Genomic DNA, 14,923 nt, shown 5'->3' on the forward strand with positions numbered 1-14,923 from the left:
TTTCCCCTCTCGTTCGTGATGTGGGTCGCCGCGCCTGCGGGCAGGTCAGCCCGTCATCTCGCAGCGCGGCGGCGCGGCCGCACCGGCGGCCTCCTCGGCGCCGGCCAGCTGCCGCGCGACCTGTTCGCGTACGCCGGTCAGCTGGCCGATCAGGCCGTCCAGCTCGGCGAGCTTGCGCCGGTAGACGGCGAGCGAGGCCGGACAGGAGTCCCCGGCCGGATGCCCGGCGCGCAGGCAGTCCACGAAGGGCCGGGTCTCCTCCAGCTCGAACCCGAAGTCCTGGAGCATGCGGATCTGGCGCAGCAGCCGCAGGTCTTCCTCGTCGTAGGTCCGGTAGCCGTTGCCGTCCCGCCGCGCGGGCAGCAGTCCCCGCGACTCGTAGTACCTGAGCGTCCGGGTAGTGGTCCCGGCCCGCTCGGCCAGTTCGCCGATGCGCATGTCCCGACCGTAATCCTTGACGCGGACGTCAAGGCAAGAGGTGGTGCGGGGCCCCTCGCCACCCCCGTATGCGAGGGGGCCCCGATAGGGGGCACGGACGGGAGGGGCGGCTGGTTCACGGGGGATGAACGGTGTCACGGGTCTTGCACCGACGGGCAATGGCTGGAACCGTATCCTTGGAATGGATCTTACGGCGGCACCGATTACCGGACAGTCGCTAAGAAAACCGACTAATGCCCCTAACTCCATAGGACTTTCCTACGAGTTATGGGCTTGTTTGTTTGGTTTGTAGTCGCCACACCCCAGCCACTCCTACGGTGTGCCATGTGCACTCCAGCCCACCTTTCAATGCCCCCGCCGCGCGTCGCCTGCGCGCGGCCCTGGGCATGGCGCCCGGTCATGTCGCCTACGGCCTCCGCGCCCAGTACGGACTGCTTGTCACGCCCGAGACCGTGATGGCGTGGGAGCGTGGCGAGATATCGCCCTCTTCCGTCGAGCTCACCGCTCTCGCAGGTGTCCTGTGGTGCTCGCCCGGCGAGCTGCTCGCCGAGCCGGTCACCTTGCGGGAGCACCGGATCTCCAGGGGACTGACCGCCGAGGAGCTGGCCCGGCGGGTCGGGCTGGAGACGAACTCGTACCAGAAGATGGAGGACACCGGGCGCTGGCGGGGCAACGAACGGCAGTCCGCGGCGCTCGCGGCCCTGCTGGGGCTGACGCTCGCCCAGTTCGTGACGGCGACCGGCAAGCAGGAGGAGCTCGCCGAGCTGCTGCGCAGCTCGGTGACCACGCGCTGGCAGGCGTACGTGAAGCCGCTGGGCAAACTGCTGCCGATCCCCAAGGCGCACCTGGAGCGGGTGCTGGACCAGCTGCACGGGGAGTACCAGTCGCGGATGGTGGCGACCCTGAGCTGGGGCGGCGGTGAGGGCGAGGCCGGGAGCGGCGACTCGGGGCGGGAGTTCCTCGCGGAGATCGTGGACCGGTTCTGGCGCCTGGCGGGCGGTGCGGCGTAGGACACGTCCCCGCCGGGCCCCGCGACGGCGAACGGCCCCGGGCCCGTCCCCGAGGGGGAGGGACCGGGGCCGTTCGGCGGCGCGATCGGGGGCGGAAGCCCCTGCCCCGGGGGCCGCAGGTCCCGCCCGGGGCGGTTCAGAAGACCGACTCGGCCTCGTACACGCGCTCCTCGGGGACGGTCTTCAGCTCGGTGACCGCCTGGGCCAGCGGGGCCATCACGATGTCGGTGCCGCGCAGGGCGGTCATGTTGCCGAAGTCGCCGCGGTGGACGGCCTCCACGGCGTGCCAGCCGAACCGGGTCGCGAGCACCCGGTCGTAGGCGGTGGGGGTGCCGCCGCGCTGGACGTGGCCGAGGATGACCGGGCGGGCCTCCTTGCCCAGGCGGTGCTCCAGCTCGACGGCGAGGCGGTTGCCGATGCCGGCGAAGCGCTCGTGACCGTACTGGTCGATCGCGCCCTTCTCGTACGGCATGGAGCCCTCGGCCGGGTGCGCGCCCTCGGCGACGCAGACGACGGCGAACTTCTTACCGCGGGAGAACCGCTCCTCCACCATCTTCACCAGGGCGTCCACCTCGAAGGGGCGCTCCGGCAGGCAGATCCCGTGGGCGCCGCCGGCCATACCGGACTCCAGGGCGATCCAGCCCGCGTGGCGCCCCATGACCTCGACCACCATGACGCGCTGGTGCGACTCGGCGGTGGTCTTGAGGCGGTCGATGGCCTCGGTGGCGACCATGACGGCGGTGTCGAAGCCGAAGGTGCGGTCGGTGGAGGAGATGTCGTTGTCGATGGTCTTCGGCACGCCGACGACGGGCATCCCGGCGTCCGACAGCATCCGGGCTGCCGTCAGGGTGCCCTCGCCGCCGATCGGGATGAGGGCGTCGATGCCGTAGCGCTTCGCCAATTCCTGCGCGTTCTCGGCGGCTTCGTGCAGGCGGGCGCGCTCCATGCGGGCCGACCCCAGGATCGTGCCGCCACGGGCGAGGATGCCGCTGACGGCATTGATGTCGAGGGGGCGGTAATGGCCGTCCAGGAGGCCCTTGAAACCGTCCTCGAAGCCGATGACCTCGTCGCCGTGGCCGACCAGGGCACGGTGTACGACCGAACGGATGACAGCGTTCAGGCCGGGGCAGTCGCCGCCTGCGGTGAGAACTCCGATACGCATCGTCCTGTGTCTCCTGCCGTACATATGAAGGGCGTAATGGTGAAGCCTGTCCGATTGTTCCACGGGCCGGGGGTGCCCCGCGTCTTCTGGTACTCCTGCCACCGGGCCCTTCGACCCTCCCCGCCAGGCCTTTTTCCGGCGGGCGTCCTAACCACTGGCGGAGGTATTGTCAAGAGGTCAAGCCAGATCAATCAGACATTCGCAGCAGGGACGGGAGAGCACGCGTGACGCGCAGCGTGTACGTGACCGGTATCGAGCGGGGGGACGGCCGGCAGGTCGTCGAGCTGGGGATCATGGAGCTCCTGACCCGGCAGACGGGCCGGGTCGGCGTCTACCGGCCATTGCTCCACGACGGGCCCGACCGGCTCTTCGACCTGCTGAAGGCCCGCTACCGGATCGACCAGGACGCCGGGACGGCCTACGGCATGGAGTACCGGGAGGCCTCCGTCCTCCTCGCCGAGAACGGCACCGACGAGCTGGTCTCCCAGCTGGTGGACCGCTTCCACCGGGTGGCCCGCGACTACGAGGTCATGCTGGTCCTCGGCACGGACTACGCCGACACCAACCTCCCCGACGAGCTGGCGCTCAACGCCCGCCTGGCCAACGAGCTCGGGGCGGTGGTCGTTCCCGTCGTGGGCGGCACCAAGCACCCCGCCGAGGCCGTGCGCGCCGAGACCCGCAACGCCTACCGCGCCTACGAGAGCCTGGGCTGCCACGTCGTCGCGATGGTCGTCAACCGGGTGGCCGCCGAGGACCGGGACGCGATAGCCGAGCGGCTGGCCGCCCGGCTGCCCGTGCCCTGCTACGTGCTGCCGGACGACAAGTCGCTGTCCGCGCCGACCGTCGCGCAGATCACCCGGGCGCTCGGCGGCGAGGTGCTCCTCGGCGACGACGCCGGGCTGGCCCGCGACGCCCTGGACTTCGTCTTCGGCGGTGCCATGCTGCCGAACTTCCTGAACGCCCTGACCCCGGGCTGCCTGGTCGTCACCCCCGGCGACCGCTCCGACCTGGTCATCGGCGCCCTGGCCGCGCACACCTCCGGCACCCCGCCGATCGCCGGTGTGCTGCTGACCCTGAACGAGCGCCCCGGCAAGGACATCCTGACGCTGGCCTCGAAGCTGGCGCCGGGCACCCCGGTGGTGTCGGTGGCCGGCAACAGCTTCCCGACCGCCGCCGAACTCTTCTCGCTGCAGAGCCGGTTGAACTCCGCGACCCCGCGCAAGCTGGAGACCGCACTCGGCCTGTTCGAGCGGCACGTGGACACCGGCGAGCTGCGCGACCTGCTGTCGGTGTCCCGCTCGGAGCGCGTCACGCCGATGATGTTCGAGCACGAGCTGCTGGAGCGGGCCCGCTCCCAGCGCCGCCGCGTCGTGCTGCCCGAGGGCACCGAGGAGCGCGTGCTGCGCGCCGCGGACGTGGTGCTGCGCCGCGGGGTCTGCGACCTGACCCTGCTGGGCGAGGAGCAGGCGATCCTGAAGAAGGCCGCCGACCTCGGCATCGACATCTCCGGCGCGCAGCTCATCGACCCGGCGCGCTCCCCGCTGCGGGAACGTTTCGCCGAGTACTACGCCAAGGTCCGCGCCCACAAGGGCATGACCGTCGAGCTGGCCGGCGACGTGGTCACCGACGCCAACTACTTCGGCACGCTGATGGTCCAGGAGGGCCTGGCCGACGGCATGGTCTCCGGCTCGGTGCACTCCACCGCCGCGACCATCCGGCCCGCCTTCGAGATCATCAAGACGAAGCCGGAGGCCTCCATCGTCTCCTCGGTCTTCTTCATGTGCCTGGCCGACCGGGTGCTCGTCTACGGCGACTGCGCGGTCAACCCGGACCCGGGCGCCGAGCAGCTCGCCGACATCGCCGTCCAGTCGGCCGCCACCGCCGCCGCCTTCGGCGTCGAGCCGCGGATCGCGATGCTCTCGTACTCGACCGGCACCTCGGGCACGGGCGCGGACGTGGACAAGGTCCGCAAGGCCACCGAGCTCGTCCGCGAGCAGCGCCCCGACCTGCTGATCGAGGGACCGATCCAGTACGACGCCGCCGTGGAGCCCTCGGTCGCCGCGACCAAGCTGCCCGACTCCGAGGTGGCCGGGCGGGCGACCGTGCTGATCTTCCCCGACCTCAACACGGGCAACAACACGTACAAGGCCGTGCAGCGCTCGGCGGGCGCCGTCGCGGTCGGCCCGGTGCTCCAGGGTCTGCGCAAGCCGGTCAACGACCTCTCGCGCGGGGCGCTCGTCCAGGACATCGTCACCACCGTGGCGATCACCGCGATCCAGGCACAGACGCAGCCGCTGCCGCAGGCCGCCCGGTAATCCCCCACCACACTCGAAGGAAAGACCCGCATCGTGACCGCATCGCGCGTACTCGTCCTCAACTCCGGCTCCTCGTCGGTCAAGTACCAGCTCCTCGACATGGCGGACCGGTCCCGTCTCGCGATCGGCCTGGTGGAGCGCATCGGCGAGGAGACCTCAAGGCTGGTCCACGAACCGCTCACCGGGGCCGGCGCCGCAGGCGGGCGGCGCGAGCGGCTCGGCCCGATCGCCGACCACGAGGCCGCGCTGGGCGCCGTCGCGGCGGAGCTCGCCGCCGACGGGATGGGCCTGGACTCCCCCGAACTGGCCGCCGTAGGACACCGGGTGGTGCACGGCGGTACGCGGTTCACGCAGCCGACCGTGATCGACGACGAGGTGCTGGCGGAGATCCGGAGCCTGATCCCGCTGGCTCCGCTGCACAACCCGGCGAACGTGACGGGCATCGAGGTGGCCCGCGGGCTGCGCGGGGACATCCCGCAGATCGCCGTCTTCGACACCGCCTTCCACTCGACGATGCCGGAGTACGTCGCCCGGTACGCGATCGACGCCGCGACGGCCGACAAGTACGCCATCCGGCGGTACGGCTTCCACGGCACCTCCCACGCCTACGTCTCGCGGGCGACCGCCGAGCTGCTCGGCCGGCCGGTGGAGGACGTGAACGTGATCGTGCTGCACCTGGGCAACGGGGCCTCCGCCTCCGCCGTCCGCGGCGGCGTGTGCGTGGAGACCTCCATGGGCCTGACCCCGCTGGAGGGTCTGGTCATGGGAACCCGGTCGGGGGACCTGGATCCGGCGGTCGTCTTCCACCTGGCCCGGGTGGGCGGCCTCTCGGTGGATGAGATCGATTCGCTCCTGAACAAGAAGAGCGGTCTGCTGGGCATGTGCGGCGACAACGACATGCGCGAGGTGCTGCGGCGCGCGGGCGAGGGGGACGAGGCGGCGGCGACGGCCTTCGCCGCGTACGTCCACCGCCTGAAGAAGTACATCGGCGCCTACTCGGCGGTGCTCGGGCGGGTGGACGCGGTGGCGTTCACGGCCGGGGTCGGCGAGAACGCGCACCAGGTCCGGGAGGCTGCGGTGGAGGGTCTGGCCGAGCTGGGCCTGGTGCTGGACCTCCAGGCGAACGCCGTGCGCTCGCCCGAGCCGCGGCTGGTCTCGGCGCAGTACGCCCGGGTGGCGGTGGCCGTGGTCCCGACGGATGAGGAACTGGAGATCGCCAATCAGGCGTACGCGCTCGTTACCCGCTAGTCACTTGGACTTTCCACCAGACGGAATATTCCGCTACGAAACAAACCGATAGGATCCGCTCCATGCGCCGTTCCAAAATCGTCTGCACGCTGGGCCCCGCCGTCGACTCGTATGAGCAGCTGAAAGCGCTCATCGAGGCAGGTATGAACGTGGCCCGATTCAACTTCAGCCACGGATCCCAGGCAGAACACCAGGAGCGGTACGACCGCGTCCGGCAGGTCTCCGCGGACACCGGGCGCGCCGTCGGCGTCCTCGCCGACCTCCAGGGCCCGAAGATCCGTCTGGAGACCTTCGCCGAGGGTCCCGTCGAGCTGGTGCGCGGTGACGAGTTCACCATCACCACCGAGGACGTCCCCGGCGACAAGTCCATCTGCGGCACCACCTACAAGGGTCTGCCCGGAGACGTCTCCAAGGGCGACCAGATCCTGATCAACGACGGCAACGTCGAGCTGCGGGTGACCGAGGTCGAGGGCCCGCGGGTCAAGACCATCGTCATCGAGGGCGGTGTCATCTCGGACCACAAGGGCATCAACCTGCCGGGTGCCGCGGTCAACGTCCCCGCCCTGTCGGAGAAGGACGTCGACGACCTCCGCTTCGCCCTGCGGATGGGCTGCGACATGGTCGCCCTGTCCTTCGTCCGCGACGCCGACGACGTCAAGGACGTCCACAAGGTCATGGACGAGGAGGGCCGCCGGGTCCCCGTCATCGCCAAGGTGGAGAAGCCGCAGGCCGTCGAGAACATGGCGGCCGTGGTCGACGCCTTCGACGCGGTCATGGTGGCCCGTGGCGACCTGGCCGTCGAGTACCCGCTCGAAAAGGTCCCGATGGTCCAGAAGCGGCTCATCGAGATGTGCCGCCGCAACGCCAAGCCGGTGATCGTCGCGACCCAGATGATGGAGTCGATGATCACCAACTCCCGCCCGACGCGCGCGGAGGCCTCCGACGTCGCCAACGCGATCCTCGACGGCGCGGACGCGGTCATGCTGTCCGCCGAGTCCTCGGTGGGCGCCTACCCGATCGAGACCGTCAAGACGATGTCGAAGATCGTCACGGCGGCCGAGGAGGAGCTCCTTTCCAAGGGCCTGCAGCCGCTGGTCCCGGGCAAGAAGCCCCGTACCCAGGGCGGCTCCGTCGCACGCGCGGCCTGCGAGATCGCGGACTTCCTCGACGGCAAGGCGCTCATCGCCTTCACCCAGTCCGGTGACACCGCCCGCCGGCTGTCGCGCTACCGCGTGACCCAGCCGATCCTGGCCTTCACCACCGATGCCAACACCCGCAACCAGCTCACGCTGAGCTGGGGCGTCGAGTCCTACATCGTCCCGCACGTGGACAACACCGACGCGATGGTCGACCTGGTGGACGGCGAGCTGCTCAAGCTGGGCCGCCACAACGAGGGCGACACCATGGTCATCACCGCCGGTTCGCCCCCCGGCGTCCCCGGCACCACCAACATGGTCCGGGTCCACCACCTGGGCGGCGGCGCCCGCGACTGACGTCGCACCGCACCGCACGACTCTGCCGCACAGAGGCCGAGGGCGGCACCCCGCAGTGATGCGGGGTGCCGCCCTCGGCGTTTTCCGTGTGCGCGGCCTTACGGGCTGCACGGGCCGTACGGGACTACTCCGGCGGGCCGATGTAGTTCTCCAGGCCAGGGACGGTCAGGGTGCCGCCGAACTGGCCCGCCTGGACGACCTTGACGTCCGTGAAGAACGCGAAGGGGACGTTCAGCGGAGGCGGGCTGTCGGGGGTGAACTCGATGGGGATAAGCCCGAAGAGGTTGCCCTTGAGGCTCTCGGTGTACATGGTCACCGTGCCGCCGCGGATCTTGGACGTGGAGCCCGGACGGGACTTCAGGTGGGCGACGTTCCCCTCCTTGCCGACCGTCTGGTACAGGTCCTTGATGTCCAGCGAGTCCGCCGTGAACTTCAGGACCTTCTTGATCTTGCCGCTTCCCGTCTTCACCTCGACGATGCCGTGGTAGTCCAGGCCGTAGAGGGTCAGCCGGGAGCTGTCGAGGTACCAGGGCTGGTCCGGCAGGAGCGGGATGCCCGGCTCCAGCTTGGCGTTGGCCAGGGCCTCGGCGTCGTGCGTCGGACAGGGGAAGGGTTCCTTCCCGTCCGCGCCCTTCGTCTCCTCCGGCTCCGCCTCCTCCTCGGCCTCGGACTCGGACTTCTCCTCGTCGTCGGCCTCGGACTTGGCCTTCCCGTCCGCGTCCTCGGACGGGCCGGGCTTCGTGCCCGTCTCGTCCTTCGGGGTCTTCGCGGTGTCCTTGACGTCCTGCGGCAGCTCCGCGACCTCGACTCCGGCCTGCTTCGCCGCGTCGCGGATCGCCTCGGCGGCCGGGTCGGGTGTCTGCGACCCGCTCGGGGTGGGCGCAGGTGCCGGGGCCGTCTTCTCCTGGTCGCCGGTGAGCGGCTTGCCGAGCCCGTCGAAGAGGCCCTTGAGCGCGTCGCCGACGCCCAGCGGGTCCAGCGGGTTCGGGGTCTCCGACGGCGCCGGCGTGGTGGCCGGGTCCGCCGCCTTCGTCTCGGGCGTCGCAGGCGTCTCGGCCGGCTTGTCGGCCGTGGGCTTCGACTCCGTCTTGGCCTCCGGCTTGGCCGCCGGCGGGGTAACGCCGGGCTTGGGCGTACCGGACGCGGAGGGCGAGGGTGTCGCGCTGGGCGACGTGCTCGGCGTGGGCGTCTTGGAAGGCGTCGGCGAAGCCGACTCCTCCGGCTCGTCGGACCGCGTCACGCACGGTCCGGGGGCGAAGGGGATCTCCTTGTCGTCGGCCACGGCCAGCTTCGGCGCCATGCCCATCCCGACGAACACCGCCGTCGGCATCGCGGCCAGCGCCATCGTCCTGCCGACGGGTATCTGGAGCTTGTTCAGCAGTGACTTCCTGGGGGCAGCGTGCCGCGGCCCCTTGCTCTCACGGGACTCTGCACCTGGGGCCACGCCCCGCTGCGTCTCGTCACCCCGCACTGTTCCTCCCGCCATCGGCGTGGGCAGTCGTCTCGCTCGCGTGTGCCGGCGTTTCCGTTTCGCGCTGTCCGGGGACGACCTGGCCCGCCATCGCATCGTTCTTGCCCAGGCTGACCGGCTGCCGGTCAGCCTCTTCGTCCGTGTCGGCCGCGGCCTCGTCCTCGTCCTCCACCGGGTTCCCAGGGGCCCACGACAGCGCGAGTGCGCCGCCGAGCAGCGAGGAGAGGAAACCGATGAAGAAGCCGCCGAGGTTGGACACCGGGATCGACACCAGGGCCAGCAGGATCGCCGCGACGCCCGCGAAGACGCGGATGGTCTGCTGGAACCACAGGGCCAGGCCCAGCGTGATCAGCAGTACGCCGATGATCAGCGCACCGGCCCCGCCGGTGGTGGCCATGGCGAGGGTGACGTTGCCCAGCCGCAGGTCCGCGTACGGGAAGTAGGCGATGGGCAGACCACCGAGGAGCGTGAACAGACCGGCCCAGAAAGGACGGCTACCTCTCCAGGCACTGAAGGTGTGGCGAGCCACGGTGAGCCAGTGGTCGTCTGCGGCGTGCACCGGGGACTGGGGGTTCATGGACAACAGCTCCCTGGAAACGGTGGTACTTGAGAACTCTGTGGAGCCCGGACGGGCGGGCGGCGACTCGCGCCGCCGACCGCCCTTCCGGTCACCCGCCGGGACGGACTACTTCTCGTCCTGGTAGCACGGCTGGTCGCCGCCGAGCAGGCGCAGCTTCAGGTCGGGCAGCTTGAACGTGCCCGCCGTGGTCGCCCACGCCTTCTGGCGCACGTTCGTCAGGACCGCCTTCTCGGCGCGCTGCGAGAACGCGGACTTGTTCCGCTCGTTGACCGTGCCGGCCTGCGGCTTCATCCTGTCGTTGTGGCTGGCGTCGCCGACCGCCACACCGATGTCCAGGTTCTTGAACTCGGCATCGGCGTCGAGCTCGGCAACATCCAGGTAGATGTTGTCGGCCACGGCCGGCTTGCCCTTGTGGCCGGTCCTCAGCTGCAGGGTGATGTTGCCCAGCGGCGTCGGGGTGACCAGGGACTGGCACATGTTCGTGATCTCGGCGTGGCTGAACCCGGAGATGGTGACCGGGTGCTGGACCGCCTTGTTGGTCCCGAGTTCATGCCCCTCGGCGAGACCGCCGTACTGGATGAGGTTGTCACCGTCGAGCTTGTCGGCCGAGACCTTGAAGTCCTGGCCGGAGACGCTGAAGGACGCCGCGAGGGCTCCCTGCGCCAGACCCACACCGACCGCGGCCGTGGCCGCGATGCTCGGCACCATGACGAGCGCGAAGCGCTTCCATCTGGTCCCGCCACGAACCTGAGAACTCATTTCGTTCCTCCTTCTCGGACGTACATCTCCGGTCCGGGCCGTGCCCGTCCTGGGATGGGAGAAGTGCTACGTCCTCGGGAAGAAGCGCAGGCGGCCGGGCCGCGGCTGTGCCACGTCCGATACACCGGCGATCACCCCCGAGCGACAACCACTCGGCCACGCGTTCGCGCAACCTGGAGGACAGGCCCTGCCGGTGCGGCAGAGACCCCCCTGTCCCACGGCCGGTGCCACTGCCACCGGCCGGCCCGGTGGGGACCCTTCACCGCGGCTCCGGATGAGCGGCTCTGCGGGAAGGACCGAGCGTCGCCGATCGTGGTCCATTCCCGGCCGGGGCACAAGGGGGTTCGTTACTGGCGGGTAACGGACAGATAACCTGGGGGCGACCCGCCGCCATCGGCCAGCAACACAGGGTGTTACCAAGGGCCACGACAGAACGGCGGAAGAGTGAACACTCCGGACAGTTCACGGGGTTCGACTTACTGCGAGTAACAGCGGCCGCGATTGCCAAGTTTTGGCAAAACGCGGCCGCTGTTTACCTCTGTGTCAACAAATCGCCGGTAGGAGACCGGCGTCCGGGATCCCTCCCGCAGCGGGCCTAGAAGAGCACCCGGGCGAGCGCCGTGCGCGCCGCCGAGACCCGCGGGTCGTCCGCGCCGATCACCTCGAACAGCTCCAGCAGCCGCAGCCGTACGGCGTCCCGGTCCTCACCGAACGTCACCCGCACGGTGTCCACCAGGCGCCCGAAGGCGTCCTCCACGTGACCGCCGACCAGGTCGAGGTCGGCCGCGGCGATCTGCGCCGCCGGATCCCGCGGGTTCTCGGCGGCCGCGGTGCGCACCGCCTGCGGGTTCATGTCCTGCACCCGGGTGAGCAGTTCGGCCTGGGCCAGGCCCAGCTTGGCCTCGATGTTGCCCGGGTCGTCGGCCAGCACGTTCTTGTACGCCTGGACCGCGCCGCCCAGGTCACCGGCGTCCAGCGCCACGACGGCCGCCTCCAGCAGCGCGTCGTGCGGACCGGCCGGAACCTCGGCCTCGGCGGCGGCATCGGCGGCGCCCGGGATGGCCCCCTCGGCGTCCGGGTCCACCTCGATGCCGATGATCCCGAAGCGCTCCTCGGCGACCTGCACCAGCTGGGCCAGGGTCTCGCGGATCTGCTGCTCGGGGGCCACGCCCTGGAACAGGGGCAGCACCTGGCCCGCGACCACGGCGAAGACGGCCGGGATGCCCTGGATGCCGAACTGCTGCATCAGCATCTGGTTGGCGTCGACGTCGACCTTCGCCAGGACGAGGCGGCCGTTCGCCTCGACGGTCAGCCGCTCCAGGAGCGGGCTGAGCTGCTTGCACGGCTCGCACCACTCGGCCCAGAAGTCGAGGACCACCGGGACCTCGGCGGAGAGCTGGAGCACATCGCGTTCAAAGCCGGCCTCGTCTACGTCGATGACGAGCGCGGACGGCGCGACGGCGCCGGCGGACGCGCCGCCACCGCCCTGGCCGGCCTGCCGTGCCGATTCGGCGCGGGCCTGCTCGGCCTTCGCCTTGGCCTCACCGGCCGCCTTCACCGCGGCGAGGTCGACGACGCCGCTCATGGACATGTTTCTGGGCTGCATGCGTACATCCTCCCCCGAGTGCGCGCGTCAACGAAAAAGATCGCGTGAATTACCGCGCCAAACCCGCCGTACTGCGGGTTGACGCGGGTGGTGCGGTCATGGAACTGCGGTCCTGAGATGTTCGGCGCCGGGTCCCCACCTGGCGCCAGTAGCCCATCGCGTGGTTGTCGCTCTTACGCTACGAGCCGTAGCGTAACTCCTCGCGCCCCGCCGCGCCCCGTGATCTGAAGCACAGCGATTCCCGACCCGGCGGTTCCGCTACCGACGGGTATGGTCTCGGCCATGCGCAACCCCAGCCACGGCACGAGCACCGGCACCAGCAGCGGCACCGGCTCCGCGAGCGGCCGCACCGGCCGCCCCCGGAGCGCCGCGGCGGACGCCGCCATCCTGGAGGCGACGCGGGACGCGCTGGTCGAGCTGGGCTGGTCGAAGCTGACGATGGGCGACGTCTCGGCGCGCGCTGGGGTCGCCAAGACCACCCTCTACCGGCGCTGGGCCGGCAAGAACGAGCTGGTCGTGGACGCGGTCGCCGAGCTCTTCGACGAACTGGAACTGCCGGACCGGGGCTCGCTCGAAGCCGACATCGAGTACGTGGTCCTCCAGTTCGCGCAGCTGCTGCGGCGCCCGGAGGCCCGTACGGCCCTGATGGCCGTGGTCGCCGAGTCCACCCGGGACGAGGCCCTGCGTGACCGGATCCGGTCGGCCATCGTGGACCGGCAGAAACGTCTCGTCGTACTGGGTCGCGAACGGGCGCAGGCCCGTGGCGAACTCCCGGACGAGGAGGACGGGGCCCTCGCGGGCCACACCACGGACCTGATATTCGACGTGATCGCCGGCACGGTGGTGCACCGGGCGCTGGTGAGCTCCGAACCGGTGGACGAGCTCTGGGTGTCCACCTTCACGGCCCTGCTGATGCACGGCCTGCGAGGCCCGGCCCCGGCCTGAGCCGCGCGGGGCGGGCGGCACCAGCCAATATCCAGCCCCGCCGGCGTTTGAGGCGCGGGGGCTCGGGGGCAGAGCCCCCGCAAGGGCGCCGCACCCGCCCCAGCGGCGGAGCCTCGGGCGGCTAGAAGCCCGGCGGCTCCGTGTACGTGCCCCACTCGTCCCGCAGCACGTTGCAGATCTCGCCCAGCGTGGCCTCGGCGCGGACCGCGTCCAGCATGGCCGGGATCATGTTCGACCCGTCCCGGGCGGCCTCCAGCATCGCCTTCAGCGAGGCCGCGACCTTGATGTCGTCCCGCCGGCCCTTGCGCGCCGCCAGCTCCCGCACCTGGACGGTCTCCACCTCGTGGCTGACCCGGAGGATCTCCAGGTCCCCGGTGACCGACCCGTGGTGGACGTTGACACCGACGACCCGCTTGTCGCCCTTCTCCAGCGACCGCTGGTACTGGAAGGCCGACTCGGCGATCTCCCCGGTGAACCAGCCGTCCTCGATGCCGCGCAGGATGCCCGAGGTGATCGGTCCGATCGGGTGGCGCCCGTCCGGGTGGGCGCGCAGCCCGCGCTCCTTGATCTGCTCGAAGATCTTCTCGGCGTCCGCCTCGATGCGGTCGGTGAGCTGCTCGACGTACCAGGAACCGCCGAGCGGGTCGGCCACGTTGGCCACGCCCGTCTCCTCCATGAGCACCTGCTGGGTGCGCAGGGCGATCTCGGCCGCCTGCTCGCTCGGCAGCGCGAGGGTCTCGTCGAGGGCGTTGGTGTGCAGCGAGTTGGTGCCGCCGAGGACGGCCGCGAGCGCCTCCACGGCGGTGCGTACGACGTTGTTGTACGGCTGCTGCGCGGTCAGGGAGACCCCGGCCGTCTGGGTGTGGAAGCGCAGCCACATGGACTTGTCGCTCTGCGCCCCGTAGACCTCCTTCATCCAGCGCGCCCAGATCCGGCGGGCGGCGCGGAACTTGGCGATCTCCTCGAAGAAGTCGAGGTGCGCGTCGAAGAAGAAGGAGAGTCCGGGCGCGAAGTCGTCCACGTCCATGCCGCGCGAGAGCCCGAGCTCCACGTAGCCGAAGCCGTCCGCCAGGGTGTACGCGAGCTCCTGCGCGGCCGTCGCCCCGGCCTCGCGGATGTGGTAGCCGGAGACGGACAGCGGCTTGTAGGCGGGAATGCCCTTCGTGCAGTACTCCATGAGGTCGCCGATGAGGCGCAGGTGCGGCTCGGGCTCGAAGAGCCACTCCTTCTGGGCGATGTACTCCTTGAAGATGTCGGTCTGGAGCGTGCCGTTCAGTACGGCGGGGTCCACGCCCTGCCGCTCGGCGGCCACGAGGTACATGCAGAAGGCGGGAACGGCGGGGCCGGAGATGGTCATCGAGGTCGTGACGTCGCCCAGCGGGATGTCCTTGAACAGGACCTCCATGTCGGCGGCGGAGTCTATGGCGACCCCGCAGTGCCCGACCTCGCCGAGGGCGCGGGGGTCGTCGGAGTCCCGCCCCATGAGCGTCGGCATGTCGAAGGCGACCGAGAGCCCGCCGCCGCCGGCGGCGAGGATCATCTTGTACCGCTCGTTGGTCTGCTCGGCGTTCCCGAAGCCGGCGAACTGCCGGATGGTCCAGGTCCGCCCCCGGTAGCCGGTGGCGTGCAGGCCCCGGGTGTACGGGTACTCCCCCGGCCACCCGATGCGCTCGAACCCCTCGTACGCATCGCCGGGCCGGGGCCCGTACACCGGATCGACCGCATCGCCGGAGAGAGTGGTGAAATCGGCCTCGCGCTTGCGGGCCTTGTCATAGCGGGCCTGCCAGCGACGGCGGCCTTCCTCGATGGCGTGAGCGTCCATGGCTCGAATTTACTAGGACGTCCTAGTAAATGTCGATGGGCAACCCCGGGGAGTCGCCCCGGGGCTGTGGGAAA

The 14,923-nt window shown here is 70.4% G+C and carries 12 protein-coding genes; 5 read left to right on the top strand and 7 right to left on the bottom strand.

The features are described from left to right. Positions 1-45 precede the first annotated feature (45 nt). Positions 46-438, bottom strand: coding sequence for a MerR family transcriptional regulator (locus OG447_RS00545; RefSeq protein ID WP_266934185.1), 393 nt, complete (start codon positions 436-438; stop codon positions 46-48). Positions 439-824: 386 nt separating this feature from the next. On the opposite strand from OG447_RS00545, the gene OG447_RS00550 reads away from it, so the two are divergent. Further along, complete coding sequence (locus OG447_RS00550) at positions 825-1,448, top strand: helix-turn-helix transcriptional regulator (RefSeq protein ID WP_266938689.1); 624 nt, start codon at positions 825-827, stop codon at positions 1,446-1,448. A 136-nt stretch (positions 1,449-1,584) separates the two neighbouring features. Here the strand turns inward: OG447_RS00550 and OG447_RS00555 are convergent, their stop codons facing one another. Further along, positions 1,585-2,610, bottom strand: coding sequence for an ATP-dependent 6-phosphofructokinase (locus OG447_RS00555; protein WP_266934186.1), 1,026 nt, complete (start codon positions 2,608-2,610; stop codon positions 1,585-1,587). 224 nt (positions 2,611-2,834) lie between these two features. Between OG447_RS00555 and pta the strand changes: the two genes are divergently transcribed. The 3 genes from pta to pyk all read left to right on the top strand — a co-directional run bounded on the left by pta (position 2,835) and on the right by pyk (position 7,666). Next, on the top strand, positions 2,835-4,925 hold the full coding sequence (gene pta, locus OG447_RS00560; protein WP_266934187.1) for a phosphate acetyltransferase: 2,091 nt from the start codon (positions 2,835-2,837) through the stop codon (positions 4,923-4,925). A gap of 33 nt (positions 4,926-4,958) precedes the next feature. Next, entirely contained in the window at positions 4,959-6,173 is a 1,215-nt protein-coding gene (locus OG447_RS00565) for an acetate kinase (RefSeq protein WP_266934188.1), read from the top strand. 62 nt (positions 6,174-6,235) lie between these two features. After that, positions 6,236-7,666: a pyruvate kinase gene (gene pyk, locus OG447_RS00570; RefSeq protein ID WP_266934189.1), complete on the top strand. Its 1,431-nt coding sequence runs from the start codon at positions 6,236-6,238 to the stop codon at positions 7,664-7,666. A 124-nt stretch (positions 7,667-7,790) separates the two neighbouring features. On the opposite strand, the gene OG447_RS00575 is transcribed toward pyk, so the two are convergent. From OG447_RS00575 to OG447_RS00590, 4 genes are all read right to left on the bottom strand, one after another. Continuing rightward, entirely contained in the window at positions 7,791-9,137 is a 1,347-nt protein-coding gene (locus OG447_RS00575) for a hypothetical protein (protein ID WP_266934190.1), read from the bottom strand. Beyond that, complete coding sequence (locus tag OG447_RS00580; RefSeq protein WP_266934191.1) at positions 9,127-9,714, bottom strand: DUF6114 domain-containing protein; 588 nt, start codon at positions 9,712-9,714, stop codon at positions 9,127-9,129. Before OG447_RS00580 ends, OG447_RS00575 begins: the two co-directional genes overlap by 11 nt. 108 nt (positions 9,715-9,822) lie before the next feature. Continuing rightward, positions 9,823-10,476, bottom strand: coding sequence for a DUF6230 family protein (locus tag OG447_RS00585; protein WP_266934192.1), 654 nt, complete (start codon positions 10,474-10,476; stop codon positions 9,823-9,825). A 595-nt stretch (positions 10,477-11,071) separates the two neighbouring features. Next, entirely contained in the window at positions 11,072-12,082 is a 1,011-nt protein-coding gene (locus OG447_RS00590; protein WP_266934193.1) for a tetratricopeptide repeat protein, read from the bottom strand. Positions 12,083-12,364: 282 nt separating this feature from the next. Between OG447_RS00590 and OG447_RS00595 the strand changes: the two genes are divergently transcribed. Next, positions 12,365-13,027, top strand: coding sequence for a TetR/AcrR family transcriptional regulator (locus OG447_RS00595; RefSeq protein WP_266934194.1), 663 nt, complete (start codon positions 12,365-12,367; stop codon positions 13,025-13,027). Between the two features lie 121 nt (positions 13,028-13,148). On the opposite strand, the gene OG447_RS00600 is transcribed toward OG447_RS00595, so the two are convergent. Continuing rightward, entirely contained in the window at positions 13,149-14,849 is a 1,701-nt protein-coding gene (locus tag OG447_RS00600; protein ID WP_266934195.1) for a methylmalonyl-CoA mutase, read from the bottom strand. Between the last annotated feature and the right edge of the window lie 74 nt (positions 14,850-14,923).

The organism is Streptomyces sp. NBC_01408, from assembly GCF_026340255.1.
GTDB lineage: Bacteria > Actinomycetota > Actinomycetes > Streptomycetales > Streptomycetaceae > Streptomyces.

Excerpts from the sequence above, each read along its gene's own strand:
- OG447_RS00585 (WP_266934192.1), bottom strand. The coding sequence starts at position 10,476 with ATGAGTTCTCAGGTTCGTGGCGGGACCAGATGGAAGCGCTTCGCGCTC.
- pyk (WP_266934189.1), top strand. The coding sequence starts at position 6,236 with ATGCGCCGTTCCAAAATCGTCTGCACGCTGGGCCCCGCCGTCGACTCG.
- OG447_RS00550 (WP_266938689.1), top strand. The coding sequence starts at position 825 with ATGGCGCCCGGTCATGTCGCCTACGGCCTCCGCGCCCAGTACGGACTG.
- OG447_RS00600 (WP_266934195.1), bottom strand. The coding sequence starts at position 14,849 with ATGGACGCTCACGCCATCGAGGAAGGCCGCCGTCGCTGGCAGGCCCGC.
- OG447_RS00545 (WP_266934185.1), bottom strand. The coding sequence starts at position 438 with ATGCGCATCGGCGAACTGGCCGAGCGGGCCGGGACCACTACCCGGACG.
- OG447_RS00595 (WP_266934194.1), top strand. The coding sequence starts at position 12,365 with ATGCGCAACCCCAGCCACGGCACGAGCACCGGCACCAGCAGCGGCACC.
- OG447_RS00590 (WP_266934193.1), bottom strand. The coding sequence starts at position 12,082 with ATGCAGCCCAGAAACATGTCCATGAGCGGCGTCGTCGACCTCGCCGCG.
- OG447_RS00555 (WP_266934186.1), bottom strand. The coding sequence starts at position 2,610 with ATGCGTATCGGAGTTCTCACCGCAGGCGGCGACTGCCCCGGCCTGAAC.
- OG447_RS00580 (WP_266934191.1), bottom strand. The coding sequence starts at position 9,714 with ATGAACCCCCAGTCCCCGGTGCACGCCGCAGACGACCACTGGCTCACC.